This is a genomic window from Stenotrophomonas sp. STEN046, assembly GCF_056759755.1.
Window position 1 is genome coordinate 1 of the sequence record NZ_JBRRDR010000012.1, and the last position, 15,390, is coordinate 15,390.

Annotated in this window: 12 protein-coding genes and 1 riboswitch; of the genes, 4 read left to right on the forward strand and 8 right to left on the reverse strand. The window is 67.0% G+C overall.

Annotated features, from left to right (window positions below):
• Positions 1 to 524: 524 nt before the first annotated feature.
• Entirely contained in the window at positions 525 to 2,489 is a 1,965-nt protein-coding gene (locus tag ACVOLJ_RS08115) for a M2 family metallopeptidase (RefSeq protein ID WP_475279955.1), read from the forward strand.
• 100 nt (positions 2,490 to 2,589) lie between these two features.
• On the opposite strand, the gene ACVOLJ_RS08120 is transcribed toward ACVOLJ_RS08115, so the two are convergent.
• The 3 genes from ACVOLJ_RS08120 to ACVOLJ_RS08130 form a co-directional block, all read right to left on the reverse strand.
• On the reverse strand, positions 2,590 to 2,982 hold the full coding sequence (locus tag ACVOLJ_RS08120; protein WP_475279956.1) for a hypothetical protein: 393 nt from the start codon (positions 2,980 to 2,982) through the stop codon (positions 2,590 to 2,592).
• A 78-nt stretch (positions 2,983 to 3,060) separates the two neighbouring features.
• Positions 3,061 to 3,957 (reverse strand): siderophore-interacting protein, encoded by an 897-nt coding sequence (locus ACVOLJ_RS08125; protein ID WP_481563881.1) that lies wholly within the window; start codon positions 3,955 to 3,957, stop codon positions 3,061 to 3,063.
• A gap of 145 nt (positions 3,958 to 4,102) precedes the next feature.
• On the reverse strand, positions 4,103 to 5,326 hold the full coding sequence (locus ACVOLJ_RS08130) for a multidrug effflux MFS transporter (protein WP_475279958.1): 1,224 nt from the start codon (positions 5,324 to 5,326) through the stop codon (positions 4,103 to 4,105).
• Between the two features lie 299 nt (positions 5,327 to 5,625).
• Positions 5,626 to 5,728: riboswitch (glycine riboswitch) on the forward strand.
• A 61-nt stretch (positions 5,729 to 5,789) separates the two neighbouring features.
• Here ACVOLJ_RS08130 and gcvP point away from each other — a divergent pair.
• Positions 5,790 to 8,657 carry an aminomethyl-transferring glycine dehydrogenase gene (gcvP, locus tag ACVOLJ_RS08135; protein ID WP_481563882.1) on the forward strand — a complete coding sequence of 956 codons (2,868 nt, stop codon included), beginning with the start codon at positions 5,790 to 5,792 and terminating at the stop codon, positions 8,655 to 8,657.
• A 99-nt stretch (positions 8,658 to 8,756) separates the two neighbouring features.
• Here gcvP and ACVOLJ_RS08140 read toward each other — a convergent pair whose 3' ends face one another.
• The 3 genes from ACVOLJ_RS08140 to ACVOLJ_RS08150 form a co-directional block, all read right to left on the reverse strand.
• A complete protein-coding gene (locus ACVOLJ_RS08140; RefSeq protein ID WP_475279960.1) occupies positions 8,757 to 9,167 on the reverse strand; it encodes a VOC family protein in 411 nt (136 codons plus the stop codon).
• 106 nt (positions 9,168 to 9,273) lie between these two features.
• Positions 9,274 to 10,644: an amino acid permease gene (locus ACVOLJ_RS08145; RefSeq protein ID WP_475279961.1), complete on the reverse strand. Its 1,371-nt coding sequence runs from the start codon at positions 10,642 to 10,644 to the stop codon at positions 9,274 to 9,276.
• Between the two features lie 81 nt (positions 10,645 to 10,725).
• Positions 10,726 to 11,448, reverse strand: coding sequence for a PAS domain-containing protein (locus ACVOLJ_RS08150; protein ID WP_475279962.1), 723 nt, complete (start codon positions 11,446 to 11,448; stop codon positions 10,726 to 10,728).
• 116 nt (positions 11,449 to 11,564) lie between these two features.
• On the opposite strand from ACVOLJ_RS08150, the gene ACVOLJ_RS08155 reads away from it, so the two are divergent.
• Both ACVOLJ_RS08155 and ACVOLJ_RS08160 read left to right on the forward strand, forming a co-directional pair.
• Positions 11,565 to 13,658 (forward strand): catalase, encoded by a 2,094-nt coding sequence (locus tag ACVOLJ_RS08155; protein WP_481563883.1) that lies wholly within the window; start codon positions 11,565 to 11,567, stop codon positions 13,656 to 13,658.
• 21 nt (positions 13,659 to 13,679) lie between these two features.
• Entirely contained in the window at positions 13,680 to 13,889 is a 210-nt protein-coding gene (locus tag ACVOLJ_RS08160) for a hypothetical protein (protein ID WP_475279964.1), read from the forward strand.
• Here ACVOLJ_RS08160 and ACVOLJ_RS08165 read toward each other — a convergent pair.
• Together ACVOLJ_RS08165 and ACVOLJ_RS08170 are read right to left on the reverse strand one after the other, a co-directional pair.
• The gene (locus tag ACVOLJ_RS08165; protein WP_481563884.1) at positions 13,886 to 14,596 is read right to left on the reverse strand and encodes an alpha/beta fold hydrolase; all 711 of its coding nucleotides are present in this window, start codon (positions 14,594 to 14,596) and stop codon (positions 13,886 to 13,888) included. The two genes, ACVOLJ_RS08160 and ACVOLJ_RS08165, sit on opposite strands and share 4 nt — an antisense overlap.
• Positions 14,593 to 15,390: a hypothetical protein gene (locus ACVOLJ_RS08170; protein ID WP_475279966.1), complete on the reverse strand. Its 798-nt coding sequence runs from the start codon at positions 15,388 to 15,390 to the stop codon at positions 14,593 to 14,595. The genes ACVOLJ_RS08165 and ACVOLJ_RS08170 overlap by 4 nt, the downstream gene beginning before the upstream one ends.

Below are 15,390 nucleotides of genomic sequence, written 5' to 3' on the forward strand. Positions count from 1 at the left end.
GTTGAGGGGGACGCTGCAAGTACGTCCATGTAAGCTCGGTCGCCGCATCCATGCGGCTCACGCCCCCTCAACCGGACCCACCCCGCCTTCGACAGTTTTCCGCGATCGGATGGAACGACTCCATTTTGATTGTCGATACCTGACAGATGTGTCGACCAAGGTCGACACCTACCAACAGCTGCCGGGATGTGTCAGAGGTGGGGCGGTGTGGGCTTGCAGGACCGTTGGTGCCATGGATGGCGCCATCGAGCCCCCATGGGTGAGGGCGCTTTGCTTGCGGAGCACTGCTTCGCAAGCGCCCGAACGCACAGCCGCCAGCGGCTGGGCCGGACTGGGGGTTTACGGCGTGTCCTGCAAGTCCACACCGCCCCGCCATCCCACGGAATCCCCGCTGTTGGCGTTGCTTTTGCCGTTGCTTGAAGGCCTCTGCGGGTGCAGGGCGCAGCCCTGCCGACCTTTGCCACTTGCGGTGGCAGCGCCTGCCCACTAGCCTTCGGCGGTCGTTCACCACCCAAGGACCGCCCGTGAAACACCGTCATCTCCTGCTGGCTGCGGCAATCGCCACCGCCACGCTGGCCCTGGCTGCCTGCAAGAAGGAAGCAGCACCCGGCACCGATACCGCCAGCAGCAGCGCACCGGCCGGCGAAACCGCCGACCAGTTCGTGGCCCGCATCAATGCCGAGTTCAAGGCGGCCTACCCGGAGATGACCTCGGCACAGTGGCTGTCTTCCACCTACATCAACAGTGATTCCGAACGTATCGCGGCCAAGGCCAATGAGCGTTCGCTCACCCAGCTCAACAGCTGGATCGAGCAGGCCGGCAAGTTCGATGGCAAGCCGATGAGCGAGGACAGCAAGCGCGCGATCCATCTGCTGAAGCTGATGTCCTCGATGCCGGCACCGCGCGACCCGGCCAAGCTGGCCGAGCTGACCCAGATCGCCACCCGCATGGAAGGCAGCTACGGCGCGGGCAAGTACTGCACCGATGCCAACGATCCGAACTCGTGCCGCCAGCTGGGCGAGCTGGAACAGGTGCTGGCGCGCAGCCGCGACTACGACAAGCAGCTCGATGCCTGGCAGGGCTGGCACAGCACCACCAAGAACATGCGTGGCGACTACCAGCAGTTCGTCAGCCTGGTGAACGAAGGCGCCAAGGGCATGGGCTTCACCGATGCCGGCCAGATGTGGCGCAGCGGCTACGACATGCCGCCGGAACAGATCGGGCCGGAAACCGACCGCCTGTGGGAACAGGTCAAGCCGATGTACGAGCAGCTGCACTGCTACGCGCGCGGCAAGCTGGACAAGACCTACGGCAAGGACAAGGCCGAAGTGGGCGACGGCCTGATCGCCGCGCATCTGCTGGGCAACATGTGGCAGCAGGACTGGTCCAACCTCTGGGACCAGCTGGAACCCTACCCGGGCGCCGGCAGCCTGGACATCACCGCAGCGCTGGAAAAGCAGTACCAGACCAACCTGAGCGCGGCGCTGGCCAAGGCCGGCAAGGACGCCAACGTGGCCGCGCAGTACAAGGCACAGCGTGAAGCCGAGCTGCGTACCGCCAAGCAGATGACCGAGCGCGCGCAGGACTTCTACGTGTCGCTGGGCATGCCGTCGCTGCCGCAGTCCTACTGGGACAAGACCCAGTTCATCAAGCCCGATGACCGCGACGTGGTCTGCCACGCCAGCGCCTGGGACATGAACATGGAAGGCGATGTGCGCACCAAGATGTGCATCAAGCCGAACGAAGAGAACTTCACCACCATCTACCACGAGCTGGGCCACATCTATTACGACCTGGCCTACAACCCGCTGCCGCCGTTGTTCCAGGGCGGTGCCAATGATGGCTTCCACGAAGCGATCGGCGACACCATCGTGCTGGCGATGACGCCGAAGTACCTGAGCTCCATCGGCCTGGTCGACGCACCGAGCGAGAGCCGCGAGGCGGTCATCAACAACCAGATGCGCATGGCGTTGTCGGGCGTGTCGTTCCTGCCGTTCGGGCTGATGATCGACCGCTGGCGCTGGGGCGTGTTCGATGGCTCGATCACCCCGGACAACTACAACAAGGCCTGGTGGGACCTGAAGGCCAAATACCAGGGCGTGGCCCCGGCCGGCGCGCGGGGTGAGGAATTCTTCGACCCGGGTGCGAAGTACCATGTGCCGGGCAACACGCCCTATACCCGCTACTTCCTGGCGCGCATCCTGCAGTTCCAGTTCTACAAGGGCCTGTGCGATGCCTCCGGCTACAAGGGCCCGCTGCACGAGTGCACCTTCTACGGCAACAAGGAAGCCGGCCAGAAGTACTGGGCGATGCTGAGCAAGGGTGCCAGCCAGCCGTGGCAGGCCACGCTGAAGGAGCTGACCGGCAACGACAAGCTGGATGCCGGCCCGATGATTGAATACTTCAGCCCGGTCAATGCCTGGTTGAAGCAGCAGAACGAAGGCCAGATGTGCGGCTGGCAGGCCAGCGCGGCCCCGGCGGCAAAATGAAAAAAGGGCGGATCCGCAAGGATCCGCCCTTTTCGTTCCGGTAGCGCCGGGCCATGCCTGGCGGTGCAATCAGTCCAGGCGCGGTGGTTGCCGCAGGCCTTCAGTTGTTCTTCTTCGCCGCCAGCTGCGCGGCCAGTTCGGCCTTGAATTCATCGAAGGTCTGCCCCTTCGCGTTGGCCTCGGCCTGCGCCGCATCGCGCAGCGCGTCGGAGTACACCAACCGCACCGGCGTGCCATTGCGCTCGTGCAGTTCACCCGCCTGCATGATCAGCGACAGCACCTGCGCGGCGCTGTCACTCTGCCCGGCAATGCGGCCATCCATGCCCAGCACCCATTCGCCGTCGCGGCGGACGATACCGGCCAGCAGCGTGCGCTGCATGTCGCGCAGCTCGGCATGCGGCTCAACGGGCGAGGCGGTGGCGGCGGCCTTGTTGGCGGCCTGCTGTTCCTGGCGACGGCGCTGGTCGCGGCGGGATTTGGAAGAGGTGGACATCGATGGGGCTTGCGTTGCGGGGGCGCAAGGATAACCCAGCGCGCCCCCGCCCCGGTTCACGCAGCGCTGGAGGCACCCTCAATCCAGCACCCGTCCGTGCCGCCAGTAGCCCATGAAAGTGGCCATGCCGCGGTCCAGTCCACAGTCGCGCAGCAGGTGGCGGCGGATCGCCATCACCGCCCCGGCCTCGCCCGCCACCCAGGCGTACAGCGCCCCGCTGGCAGCGGCATCGGCCTGTTCCCACAGGATCTGCGTATCCACGTCGATCTCGTCCAGCGCATCCCCATCGGCCACGGTCGAGGCCGATGCCAGCCGGGCCTGCACCGCCTGCAGCAGTGGCTGGCCATGCGTGGACTGCCCGCGTGGCAGCCACACCAGCTCGGCGCCGGGTGGTGCCTTCAACGGCACCGCGTCACCGGCCTGGGCAACCTCCAGCAGGGCCAGTGCGCGCGGCGGATTGGCCAGCCCGGCCAGCTCCTCGAGAATGCCTGCCACGGCCGGCAGGGCGGTTTCGTCGGCCACCAGCAGCACCTGGCCAACGCCCGCCGGTGGCTTCCACTCCCAGCCTTCGCTGCTGTCAGCGCACTCGGCATCGGGGGCCAACAGCACGACGCGGTCACCCGGCCGTGCGTGGATGGCCCAACGCGAGGCCGGGCCGGTTTCACCGTGCAGGACGAAATCCACGTCCACTTCGCATTGATCGGCGCGCAGCTGGCGGATGGTGTAGGTGCGCATCGGCGGCCGCAGGCTGTCGGGCAACGTGCGGTAGCGCCGGTACCAGTCCTCGCCGCGGGGCACTTCCGGCACCTGCTGGCCGGGCAAGGGGAAAAACACCTTGATCCGCTGGTCCGGCCCCTCGGTCTTCATCCCCGCCACGTCGACGCCGGTGAACACCATGCGGTCCAGCGAAGGAGAAAGGACGCGGCGCTCCTTCAGCGCCACCTCGAACAGGCGGTAGGTCTGCTGTGCAGCCATGGGGGTACCTCATGCAACGACATCGGATTGGCTGGCTGTCGTGCATCCACGTACCGGCTGGCTGGAATCCCCAGCCTAGTCCGGTTGCTGCCCGTTGCCGGGCCTTGCAGGCCTGCCGGCCTGCCCTACCCCTGCATGCTGCCCGTTACGCCGTGCCCACTGCCTGCGATGCACGCTCGCGCCGGTGCTCCCAGTACCAGAACACGAAGCCTGCGGCGAAGAAACCGGCCTGGCCCAGCGCCAAGTGCAGCGGACTACCGTGCAGCAGCGGCGACACAAGGCCGGCCACCACCGTGCTGATCATCAGCTGCACGAACGCCTGCAGCGACGAGGCCAGGCCGCGCTGCTGGGGGTACATGTCCAGCACGGCCAGCGCCAGGATCGGGAAGATCAACGCCATGCCCATGCCACCCAGGAAGATCGGCATCACCGCCCAGGGCAGTGCGAACTGCGGCGCCAGGCTGACGTAACCGATGTTCAGCAGTGCAGACAGCGCACACAGGGTGAACCCGATGGAAACCTGGCGGGTCGGTGTGCTGTGCCCGGCCATGCGCCCGGACAGGAACGAACCGGTGGTCATGCCGCCGATGGTGGGAATGAACAACCACGCAAACCCGCCCTCACCCAGGTGCAGGTGCTGCATCACGATGGCCGGCGCCGAGGAGATGTACAGGAAGATGCCGCCGAAGCCGATGCTGCCGGCCAGCGCCAGGCGCAGGAAACGCGGGTTGAAGCCGATGCGCACGTAATCGCGCATCAGCGTGCGCGGGGACAACCCCACCCGCGCGTGTGGCGGATGGGTTTCCGGCAGGAACCGCGCCGTGGCCGCCAGCAGCACCAGCGAGAACACCACCAGGAACCAGAAGATCAGCGGCCAACCGGCGCCACTGAGCAGGATCCAGCCGCCAATGATCGGCGCGATGGCCGGAGCGATGCCGAACAGCATCGACACCTGGCTCATCAGCCGCTGGGCATCGTGGCCGTGGTACAGGTCGCGGATGACGGCGCGCCCGACGATCATGCCCACGCCGGCCGACAGGCCCTGCAGCGCGCGGAAGGCCAGCAGCGTGGTCAGGTCGGTGGACAGTGCACAGCCCACCGAGGCGCCGACGAACACCACCAGCCCCCCCAGGATCACCCGCTTGCGGCCCCAGGCATCGGACAGCGGGCCATGTGCAAGGCTCATCAGGCCGTAGAACAGCAGGTACACGCTGATGGTCTGCTGCACGGCGACCTCGTCCACCGCCAGGCGCTCGGCCAGCTGCGGGAACGCAGGAAAGATGGTGTCGATCGAGAACGGACCGAACATGGCAAGGCCGGCGAGCAGCAGGGCCATGCGGCGGGTGGAAGGAGCAACAGCGGCGGTCATCGGGCAAGCGTCCGGCAGGGCCATGCGCGGCACGCACGGCGGGCGCCGATCCCCTGCAGCAGGGACGGCGCCAGATGAATACGAGAATCCGGCCATCATAGGTGGGTAATGCGCCCGGCGCCATGCACAGCTGCACAAAACGCACGCCCGGGCCATCGGCCATTCAGCCCCACAGGGCCGCAAAAGGCCACCGTCGGGCAGCGGCAACGGGCTATAATCGGCGGGCAACACGGTGGGAGAAGCGGAACACCGCTGCCGAAGGCGCAACGCCCGTAATCGCTCAGGCCCGATACCACCCGTAACAGAACTCTGGAGAGACCGGTTCGATCCGGCGCCGAAGGGGCACGAAGCTGCGGTCCGCCGCGCTTTTAAACTCTCAGGCAAAAGGACAGAGGGGCGCCCGCAGACCGCCGACCGGCGGCTTGTGCCCGTGCGTGTGCCCTTTCCTGACGGATCCTTCGCCATGTCCCAGAACACCCCTTCCCTGCGTGAGCTCGAGCATCATTCGGCCTTCGTCGAGCGCCACATCGGCCCCAACGATGCGGAGATCGCGCAGATGCTCGGCGTCATCGGCCACGCCTCGCTGGATGCGATGACCGATGCCATCGTGCCGGCCAAGATCAAGTCGCCGGCACCGCTGGCGCTGCCGGAGTCGATCACCGAAGTGCAGGCGCTGGCCAAGATCCGCGCGATCGCCGACAAGAACACCGTGCTGCGCAGCTTCATCGGCCAGGGCTACTACGGTACCCACACGCCGAACGTGATCCTGCGCAACATCCTGGAAAATCCGGCCTGGTACACCGCCTACACCCCGTACCAGGCGGAAATCTCGCAGGGCCGCATGGAAGCGCTGATCAACTTCCAGACCCTGTGCGCCGACCTGACCGGCATGGAAATCGCCAACGCCTCGCTGCTGGACGAAGCGACCGCCGCGGCCGAAGCGATGACCCTGGCCAAGCGTTCAGCCAAGTCGAAGTCGGACACCTTCTTCGTGCACGACGCTGTGCACCCGCAGACGCTGGAACTGCTGCGCACGCGCGCAGAACCGCTCGGCATCGTGCTGCGCGTGGGTACGCCGGCCGAAGCGCTGGAAGCGGACGGCTTCGGCCTGCTGCTGCAGTACCCGGATACCTTCGGCCAGGTCGGCGACTACAAGGCGCTGGTCGATGCCGTGCACGCACGCGGCGGCCTGGTGGCCGTGGCCACCGATCTGCTGGCGCTGACCCTGCTGGCTGCACCCGGTGAATGGGGCGCGGACATCGTGGTCGGCAACAGCCAGCGTTTCGGCGTGCCGTTCGGCTTCGGTGGCCCGCACGCTGCGTTCATGGCCTGCCGTGATGCCTACAAGCGTTCGATGCCGGGCCGCCTGATCGGCGTGTCGATCGACGCACAGGGCAACCCGGCCTACCGCCTGACCCTGCAGACCCGCGAGCAGCACATCCGTCGCGAGAAGGCCACCTCCAACATCTGCACCGCGCAGGTGCTGCTGGCGGTGATGGCCTCGATGTATGCCGTCTACCACGGCCCGGAAGGCCTGACCCGCATCGCCCGCCGCACCCACCGCCTGGCCTCGATCCTTGCCAGCGCGCTGCGCAGTGCCGGCGTGCAGGTCGGTGGCGACTTCTTCGACACCCTGCATGTCACCGGCGTGCACGCCGATGAGATCCACGCCAAGGCCCGTGCCGCCGGTTACAACCTGCGTGCGATCGACAGCGACTCGGTCGGCATCAGCTTGGACGAAACCACCACCCGCGCCGACATCGTGGCCGTGGCGTCGGTGTTCGGCGCTTCGCTGGATGTGGACGCACTGGATGCCAGCACCGCCGACGCGCTGCCGGCCGGCCTGCTGCGCCAGTCTGAGTTCCTGACCCACCCGGTGTTCAACACCCACCACAGCGAGCACGAACTGCTGCGCTACCTGCGTTCGCTGGCCGACAAGGACCTGGCGATGGACCGCACGATGATCCCGCTGGGCTCGTGCACGATGAAGCTCAATGCCACCGCCGAGATGATCCCGGTGACCTGGCCGGAGTTCTCGCAGATCCATCCGCTGGTGCCGGCCGAGCAGGCGCTGGGCTACAAGGAACTGATCGAGTCGCTGGAAGCGATGCTGGTCGAGTGCACCGGCTACGACGCGGTGAGCCTGCAGCCGAACTCCGGCGCGCAGGGCGAGTACGCCGGCCTGCTGGCGATCCGTGCCTACCATCGCTCGCGCGGCGAAGACCATCGTGACATCTGCCTGATCCCGGATTCGGCGCACGGCACCAACCCGGCCTCGGCACAGATGTGCGGCATGAAGGTGGTGGTGACCAAGACCGACGCCAACGGCAATGTCGATGTGGAAGACATCCGCCTCAATGCCGAGAAGTACAGCGACCGCCTGGCCGCGATCATGATGACCTACCCGTCCACGCACGGCGTGTTCGAGGAAGAAGTGGTGGAGATCTGCGAGATCATCCACAAGCACGGCGGCCAGGTGTACACCGACGGTGCCAACATGAACGCCCTGGTCGGCGTGGCCAAGCCGGGCAAGTGGGGTTCGGACGTTTCCCACCTGAACCTGCACAAGACCTTCTGCATCCCGCACGGCGGCGGCGGCCCGGGCGTTGGCCCGTGTGCGGTCAAGGAGCACCTGGCTCCGTTCCTGCCGGGCAAGCTGGGTGACAACGGCCCGGTCGGCATGGTCAGCGCGGCCAGCTTCGGCAGCGCCTCTATCCTGCCGATCAGCTGGATGTACATCGCGATGATGGGCACCGAAGGCCTGCGCAAGGCGACCCAGGTCGCCCAGCTCAACGCCAACTACATCGCCAAGCGCCTGGCCCCGCACTTCAAGACCCTGTACACCGGCCGCAATGGCCTGGTCGCGCACGAGTGCATCCTGGACGTGCGTCCGCTGGAGAAGACCAGCGGCATCGGCGCCGAGGACGTGGCCAAGCGCCTGATCGACTTCGGCTTCCATGCCCCGACGCTGAGCTTCCCGGTGGCCGGCACGCTGATGGTCGAGCCGACCGAGAGCGAATCGCTGCACGAACTGGACCGCTTCATCGACGCGATGATCCAGATCCGTGAAGAGATCACCGCGATCGAAGACGGCCGCCTGGACCGCGAGGACAACCCGCTGAAGAACGCGCCGCACACCGCCACTGCGGTGACCGCCAGCGAGTGGACCCACGCCTACCCGCGTGAACTGGCAGCGTTCCCGCTGCCGAGCCTGAAGCTGCAGAAGTACTGGCCGCCGGTGGCACGCGTGGACAACGTGTACGGCGACAAGAACGTGATGTGTGCGTGCATCCCGGTCGACGCCTACAAGGATGATGAAGTGGAGGCATAAGCCTTCGTCGCCCTGGCAACGGAACGGCCCGCGCAAGCGGGCCGTATTCGTTTACCGGTAGCGCCGGGCCATGCCCGGCGAGCGCAGCGGCAGAACGCATCACGGGTCCGGCATCTGCCCCAGGCTCAGCTGCCACGAGACGCCGAAGCGATCCTGCACCCAGCCGTAGCGGCTGCTGAAATCATGTTCGCCGAGAGGCATCAGCCAATGCCCTCCGTCGCCCAGCACGCGCGCGGCACGATCAAGCTGCTCGGCGCTGGCGAACTCCACAAACAGCGACAGGGAGGGGGTGAAGGTGAAGGCGTGCACATCCAGGCTGTCAAAGCACAGGTAGTGGGTACCGCCCAGCACGAAGATGGCCTGGCGCACCTGGCCCGGCACACCTGCGCCTGCGCCTTCGGAATGGCGCTGCAGGGCCAGCAGGCGGAAATCGGAAAAGGCTTCGGCGTACAGCGCCAGCGCCGCTTCGGCCTGGCCGGTGAACATCAGGAAGGGGCGGCTGCGCAGCATGCGGTGCTCCTGGTCGAGGGGCCGGTGACGACCCACACGGTCAGCATGGCAGGGCGCATGTGCGCAGGGTGTATCGGTGGCGCCGGGCCATGCCCGGCGGCATCGATCAGGCCTCGCGCAGGCGCCGGGCGATGGCGCTGCTGGCGGCGATGGTTGCCGTCAGCGCCACCATCGACAGGAATTGCAGGCGGGTGTGCGATTCGCTCAGCAGCAGGCCGAAGATCAGCGCCAGCACGGCCAGACCGATCACGGTCAACCACGGGAAGCCGGCCATGCGGAACGGCAGGCGGGTGCCCAGGCGGTCGGCACGGCGGCGCAGCACCAGCTGCGAAACCAGCGACAGCGTCCACACCAGCAGGCAGGTGGAGCCGACGATGTTCAGCAGCACCGGCAGTACCTTGTCCGGGAACAGCAGTTCCATCACCGTGGCGGCGAAGCCGAACAGCACGCTGGCCAGCACGGCGATCACCGGCACCTGGCGCGGGTCGGTCCAGCCCAGTACTGCCGGTGCCTCGCGGCGCTGTGCCAGCGAGTACATCATGCGCGAGGCACCGTAGAGGTTGGCATTGAGCGCCGACAGCAGCGCGATCACCGCGATCAGGGTGATGGCGGTGGCTGCACCGGGAATGTTGGCCACATCCAGAACGGCGGCAAACGGCGACTTCAGGGCTTCACTGGTCCACGGCACCACCGCGATGATGACGCTGAGCGAACCGATGTAGAACACCAGGATGCGCCAGGCCACGGTGCGGATGGCGCGGGCGATGCTGCGCTCCGGGTCTTCGGTTTCAGCAGCGGCGACAGCGACGATCTCAGTGCCACCGAAGGCAAACACGACAACCAGCAGGGCCGCGCCGATGCCGGCCAGTCCCTTCGGTGCGAAGCCACCATGCTCGGTGAAATTGCTCAGCCCCGGCGACGCCACCTGCGGCAGCCAGCCCATCAGCAGGGCAATACCGACAGCGATGAAGGCAAGGATCGCCGCCACCTTGAGGATCGCGAACCAGAACTCGAACTCGCCGAAGTTCTTCACCCCGAGCAGGTTGATGGCAGTGAAGAACAGCATGAAGGCCAGCGCCGCCATCGGCACCGGCACCACCGGCCAGACCGTGGCCAGCAGGCCGGCCGCACCCACCGCTTCGGCGGCGATCACGATCACCAGCTGCACCCACCACAGCCAGCCCACGGTGGCCCCGGCGGTGGCGCCCATGGCATCGGCTGCATAGACCGAAAACGCGCCACTGGTGGGCTTGGCCGCCGCCATCTCGCCCAGTGCGTTCATCACGATGATCACCAGCGCACCGGCCACCAGGTAGGACACCAGCACCGCCGGACCGGCCGCCTGCACACCCACGCCCGAACCCAGGAACAGGCCGGCGCCGATCGCGCTGCCCAGGCCCATCATGATCAGCTGCCGCGGCTTGAGCGAATGGCCGAGGCGGGAGGGCGAGGTGCTGGAATTGGGGGTGGCGGGCATCGGCAGGGCTGGCGGCGGCTACAGGGGCGTCACCTTACAGTGTCCGGCGGCCGCCGGGATAGGCACAGCGCAGCAGGAAACTCAGGCCGGTACCGGCTCGCCGATGCTGTCGCCGATACGGGCCCGGTAGGCGCGCGGCGAGAAACCGGTTTCGGCCTTGAACTTGCGGGTGAACGCGCTCTGATCGCTGAAGCCGCAGGCCTGGCCGATGCAGGCGATGCTCTCGTTGCCGTGCAGCAGGTGCATGGCCATCTGGATCCGCAGGCGGGTCAGCACCTGCTGCGGGGTCATCTGGAACACCTTGCGGAAACTGCGCTCCAGCTTGGAAAGCGAGAAACCGGTGATGTCCAGCAGGGTCTGCATGCGCACGTTCTCGGCGTAGTGCGCATTGAGATGGGCCAGCGCCAGCCGCAGCTGCTCGTACTGTGCGCCGAGGCTGTCCTTCTGGCCCAGGTCGCGGGAAATGCCGATCAGCCCCTCGATCTGGCCGTCCACCAGCAGCGGGCGCTTGCAGGTCAGGCACCAGCCCGGTTCGCGGTTGGCGAACAGGTGCAGCTCCATCAGGTTCTCGATCACCTCACCGGACAGCACCCGGGCGTCCTGGTCGACGTAGTCGGCGCTCAGCCCGGTCGGGTAGATCTCGGCGGCGGTGCGCCCGATCACGTCCTTGCGCGCACGCAGCCCCAGCCGTCGCAGCATGGTCTGGTTGACGTAGGTGTAGCGGCCCTGGCGGTCCTTCATGAAGAACAGCACGTCCGGAATGGCGTCGAACAGGGCTTCGATGTCGGCGGGTTCGACTCGCATGCGGCAAGCATACCCGAGCCGCCGATTTCCCTGTGCGTTCACTCCCACGGGACCTGGGTTTAACGCGACCGGCGCCAGTGTCAGGGTCTGCCCCTACCCGCCCCAGGAGACCGTCCATGGCCGCCAGCAAGCCGACCGGCAAGCGCGCCCCCGCCACCCCCACCTACCGCGACAGCCGCGGCCAGGGCGATGAACTGCATCAGCTGGCCGGCGGCAGTCATCCGGTGCTGACCACCAACCAGGGCCTGGCCGTGGCCGACAACCAGAACTCGCTGCGGCAGGGACCGCGCGGGCCGAGCCTGCTGGAAGATTTCATCCTGCGCGAGAAGATCACCCACTTCGACCATGAGCGCATTCCCGAGCGCATCGTGCATGCCCGTGGCAGTGCGGCGCACGGCTACTTCGAACTGACCCGGTCGCTGCGCAAGCTGACGCGCGCGAAGATCCTCGGCGACGTCGGGGTAAAGACGCCGGTGTTCACCCGCTTCTCCACCGTGGCCGGCGGCGCCGGTTCGGTGGATACGCCGCGCGACGTGCGCGGCTTTGCGGTGAAGTTCTATACCAGCGAAGGCAACTGGGACCTGGTCGGCAACAACATCCCGGTGTTCTTCATCCAGGATGCGATGAAGTTTCCCGACCTGGTGCACGCGGTGAAGATGGAACCGGACCGCGCCTTCCCGCAGGCTGCCAGTGCGCATGACACGTTCTGGGACTTCATCTCGCTGATGCCCGAATCGATGCACATGATCATGTGGGCCATGAGTGACCGTGCCATTCCGCGTTCGCTGCGGATGATCGAAGGCTTTGGCGTGCACAGTTACCGCCTGCTTGACGAGGATGGCGCATCGACATTCGTCAAGTTCCACTGGCGGCCGAAGCTGGGCATCCAGTCCACCGTGTGGGACGAAGCACTGAAGCTGCAGGCCGCCGACAACGACTTCCATCGCCGCGACCTGTTCGAAGCGATCCAGCGCGGTGACTTCCCGGAGTGGGAGCTGGCCGTGCAGCTGTTCAGCGAAGCGGATGCGGAGAAATTCCCGTTCGACCATCTGGACCCGACCAAGATCATCCCCGAATCGCTGGTGCCGTTGCAGGTGATCGGGCGCATGGTGCTGGACCGCTGGCCGGACAATTTCTTCGCCGAGACCGAGCAGGTAGCGTTCTGCCCGGCCAACGTGCCGCCGGGCATCGACTTCAGCAACGATCCACTGCTGCAGGGGCGCCTGTTCTCCTACCTGGACACGCAGCTGCTGCGGCTGGGTGGGCCGAACTTCAACCAGATACCGGTGAACGCACCGAAGTGCCCGTTCGCCAACCACCAGCGCGATGGCCACATGCAGATGCAGGTGCCCAAGGGCCGGGTGGCCTACGACCCCAGTTCACTGCAGGAGGACAGCCCGCGCGAAACGCCCACCGGGTTCAGCAGCCACGCCAGCGCCGACGATGGACGCAAGGGCCGCACCCGCGCCGAGAGCTTCGCCGACCACTACAGCCAGGCGCGCGCGTTCTTCCGCAGCCTGGAAAAACCCGAACAGGCACATCTTGCCTCCGCGCTGGTATTCGAGCTGTCGAAAGTGGAAACGGAAAAGGTGCGCGTGCGCACGATCAGCCACCTGCGCAACATCGATGAGGCGCTGGCCCGACGCGTTGCCGATGGCCTGGCCCTGCCCGCCCTGCCCGACCCGGCGCCAACGGCCACACCGGCGCGCGACATGCCGGCGGTGCCGGAAGTGCGGGTGATCGGCCGCAACAGGAGCACACTGCAGGGCCGCTGTATCGGCATCCTGTTCGACGAAGGCTCCGATGCCCGGCTCATCGCCAGCCTGCGCAAGACGGCTGAAAAGGCCGGTGCCAGCGTCAAGCTGGTGGCACCGAAGGTCGGTGGCGCGACACTCAGCGACGGCAAGTTGCAGGCTGCCGATGGGCAGCTCGCCGGCACACCCTCGGTGGTCTTCGATGCGGTGGCGGTAGTGCTGAGCGCCGACGCCGGCAAGTCGCTGGCCAAGGAAGCAGCGGCGGTCGGTTTCGTCAGCGATGCATGGGCACACCTGAAGGCCATTGCCAGTGACGACGGCGCGCAGCCGCTGTTGAAGGCGGCGCGCGTGGGCAAGGATGCCGGCATCGTAGCGGCCAGCGACAGCAAGGCCTTCCTGGCTGCTGCCGCCAACCGGCAGTGGGCACGCGAGCCGAAGCTGCGCCTGCTGGCCTGATCGATCGACAGGAGAACCGACATGCCCCGGGGTGACAAGAACGCCTACACCGACAAGCAGAAGCGCCAGGCCGAGCACATCGAGCACAGCGAACGCGCGCGTGGGGCCAGCGAAGGCACCGCCGAGCGCATCGCCTGGGCCACCGTGAACAAGCAGGACGGCGGTGGCAAGCGCAGCGGCAGCGGGCGCAAGACCGCAAAGAAGGCCGTGCACCCGCCTGCCCGAGGCTAATCCACGGGCGGCAGCGCCTTCACCCAACCGGCCACCACGGCGGCGGCCGGTTCGGCGCGGGCCTGCAGCAGCAGATGCGGCCCTTCCAGCGCGACGTGCCGTGCGTCCGGCAGCAGCGCCAGCAGTTCAGACACGCTTGGCGGCCACAGCAGACGGTCCTGGCGCGCCTGCAGGCACAGCGTGGGCACTGCGATGCGGCTCAGCACGCTTCGCACGTCCACGCGCAGCGTCGCAGCGGCACGCTGCCGCAGTGTGCCCGTTGGAACCTGGGCCAAGGCATCGCGCAGCAACAACCGGTGTTCGTGGTCGTGCCACCGGCCCAGCAGCAGGCGTGCCAGCAGCGCCAACGGCGGCATCGGCCAGGCCGGTGACAGCATTGCTGCGCTGGCCGCAGGCAACGGCACCGGCCGACGCGCGAACGTGGCGGCCAGCACCAGCCCATGCAGTGCGGGCGGCTGCCGCGCGGCGAGTTCAATAGCCAACGGGCCCGAGAATGATTCGGCAAGCAGCACGAACGGTGCGCGTGGCAGCTGTGGCAACACCCACTGCGCAAGCGCGGGGTAATCCTGCGGACCCTGTACCGGCAGCGCGATCGCCTGCACGGTCAGTCCATGGGCCTGCAATGCCGACAGGAAGCGCACCGACATGCTGCCGGTGCCGTCCAGCCCCGGCAGCATCACCACCCGCGGCAGCGCTCCCGCACTCAACGCGCCGCTGCGCCCTTGCCAGCAGACGGTGGTTGCGCCGCTACATCAACGGCCTGCACCCTGCGTACTGCGGCAATTGGGATCGCCTCGGCCCGCCGTTGCTGTGGCCACCATACAAACAGGAACGCGCTGCTGGACCCCAGCAGGCGCGCGGTGCCCGGCAAAGGCATCGGGTCTCCGGTGAGCTGCACGCGCACCACCTCACCATGTCCATGCTCACGGACCTGCGCGCCGCGCACCTGCACATAGTTGGCCGCGCCCACCGCCATGAATGCCGCCACGGCCAACGTCATCGCCGTCAACGGACGCAGCCCCAGCACATCCCAACTGGTCAGCAGTGAGCGCGACAGCACCAGCCGCCACATCCGGTTGCGCGCACGCAACTGCTCCAGCTTCGCCGCATTGCGCAGGCGCAGCGTTTCCGGCCAGCTGACCAGCAGCACCAGCAGCACGCCCAGCGCCAACAGCAGCACATAGGCGGGATCACGGATGCCGGCCACCAGGAAATCACTGGGCTGCATGTAATCGAGGATCGACAGCGCGAAGCCACGATAGAACCAGTAACTGCACCAGAGCCCCAGCAGCGACACCAGCAGGTAGGCACTGCTGAACAACAGCGCCGGCTCGCGGCGCATCCGCCGCAACGCGCCCATGACCGCCGAATCATCATCGCTGCGCGTGAGCGGTATCAGCGACCAGTCGGTCGCCGGCTCACTGCGTGGCGCATCGTGTACATCAATGCCCTGCAGCGCCGGCACATCGCCATAGGCGCCCTCGGTTTCCCTGCTGTCCAT

Bases quoted from the DNA above. Each gene is read 5' to 3' on its own strand.
- ACVOLJ_RS08120 (WP_475279956.1), bottom strand. From the start codon at position 2,982: ATGTCCACCTCTTCCAAATCCCGCCGCGACCAGCGCCGTCGCCAGGAA.
- ACVOLJ_RS08125 (WP_481563881.1), bottom strand. From the start codon at position 3,957: ATGGCTGCACAGCAGACCTACCGCCTGTTCGAGGTGGCGCTGAAGGAG.
- ACVOLJ_RS08130 (WP_475279958.1), bottom strand. From the start codon at position 5,326: ATGACCGCCGCTGTTGCTCCTTCCACCCGCCGCATGGCCCTGCTGCTC.
- gcvP (WP_481563882.1), top strand. From the start codon at position 5,790: ATGTCCCAGAACACCCCTTCCCTGCGTGAGCTCGAGCATCATTCGGCC.
- ACVOLJ_RS08140 (WP_475279960.1), bottom strand. From the start codon at position 9,167: ATGCTGCGCAGCCGCCCCTTCCTGATGTTCACCGGCCAGGCCGAAGCG.
- ACVOLJ_RS08145 (WP_475279961.1), bottom strand. From the start codon at position 10,644: ATGCCCGCCACCCCCAATTCCAGCACCTCGCCCTCCCGCCTCGGCCAT.
- ACVOLJ_RS08150 (WP_475279962.1), bottom strand. From the start codon at position 11,448: ATGCGAGTCGAACCCGCCGACATCGAAGCCCTGTTCGACGCCATTCCG.
- ACVOLJ_RS08155 (WP_481563883.1), top strand. From the start codon at position 11,565: ATGGCCGCCAGCAAGCCGACCGGCAAGCGCGCCCCCGCCACCCCCACC.
- ACVOLJ_RS08160 (WP_475279964.1), top strand. From the start codon at position 13,680: ATGCCCCGGGGTGACAAGAACGCCTACACCGACAAGCAGAAGCGCCAG.
- ACVOLJ_RS08170 (WP_475279966.1), bottom strand. From the start codon at position 15,390: ATGGACAGCAGGGAAACCGAGGGCGCCTATGGCGATGTGCCGGCGCTG.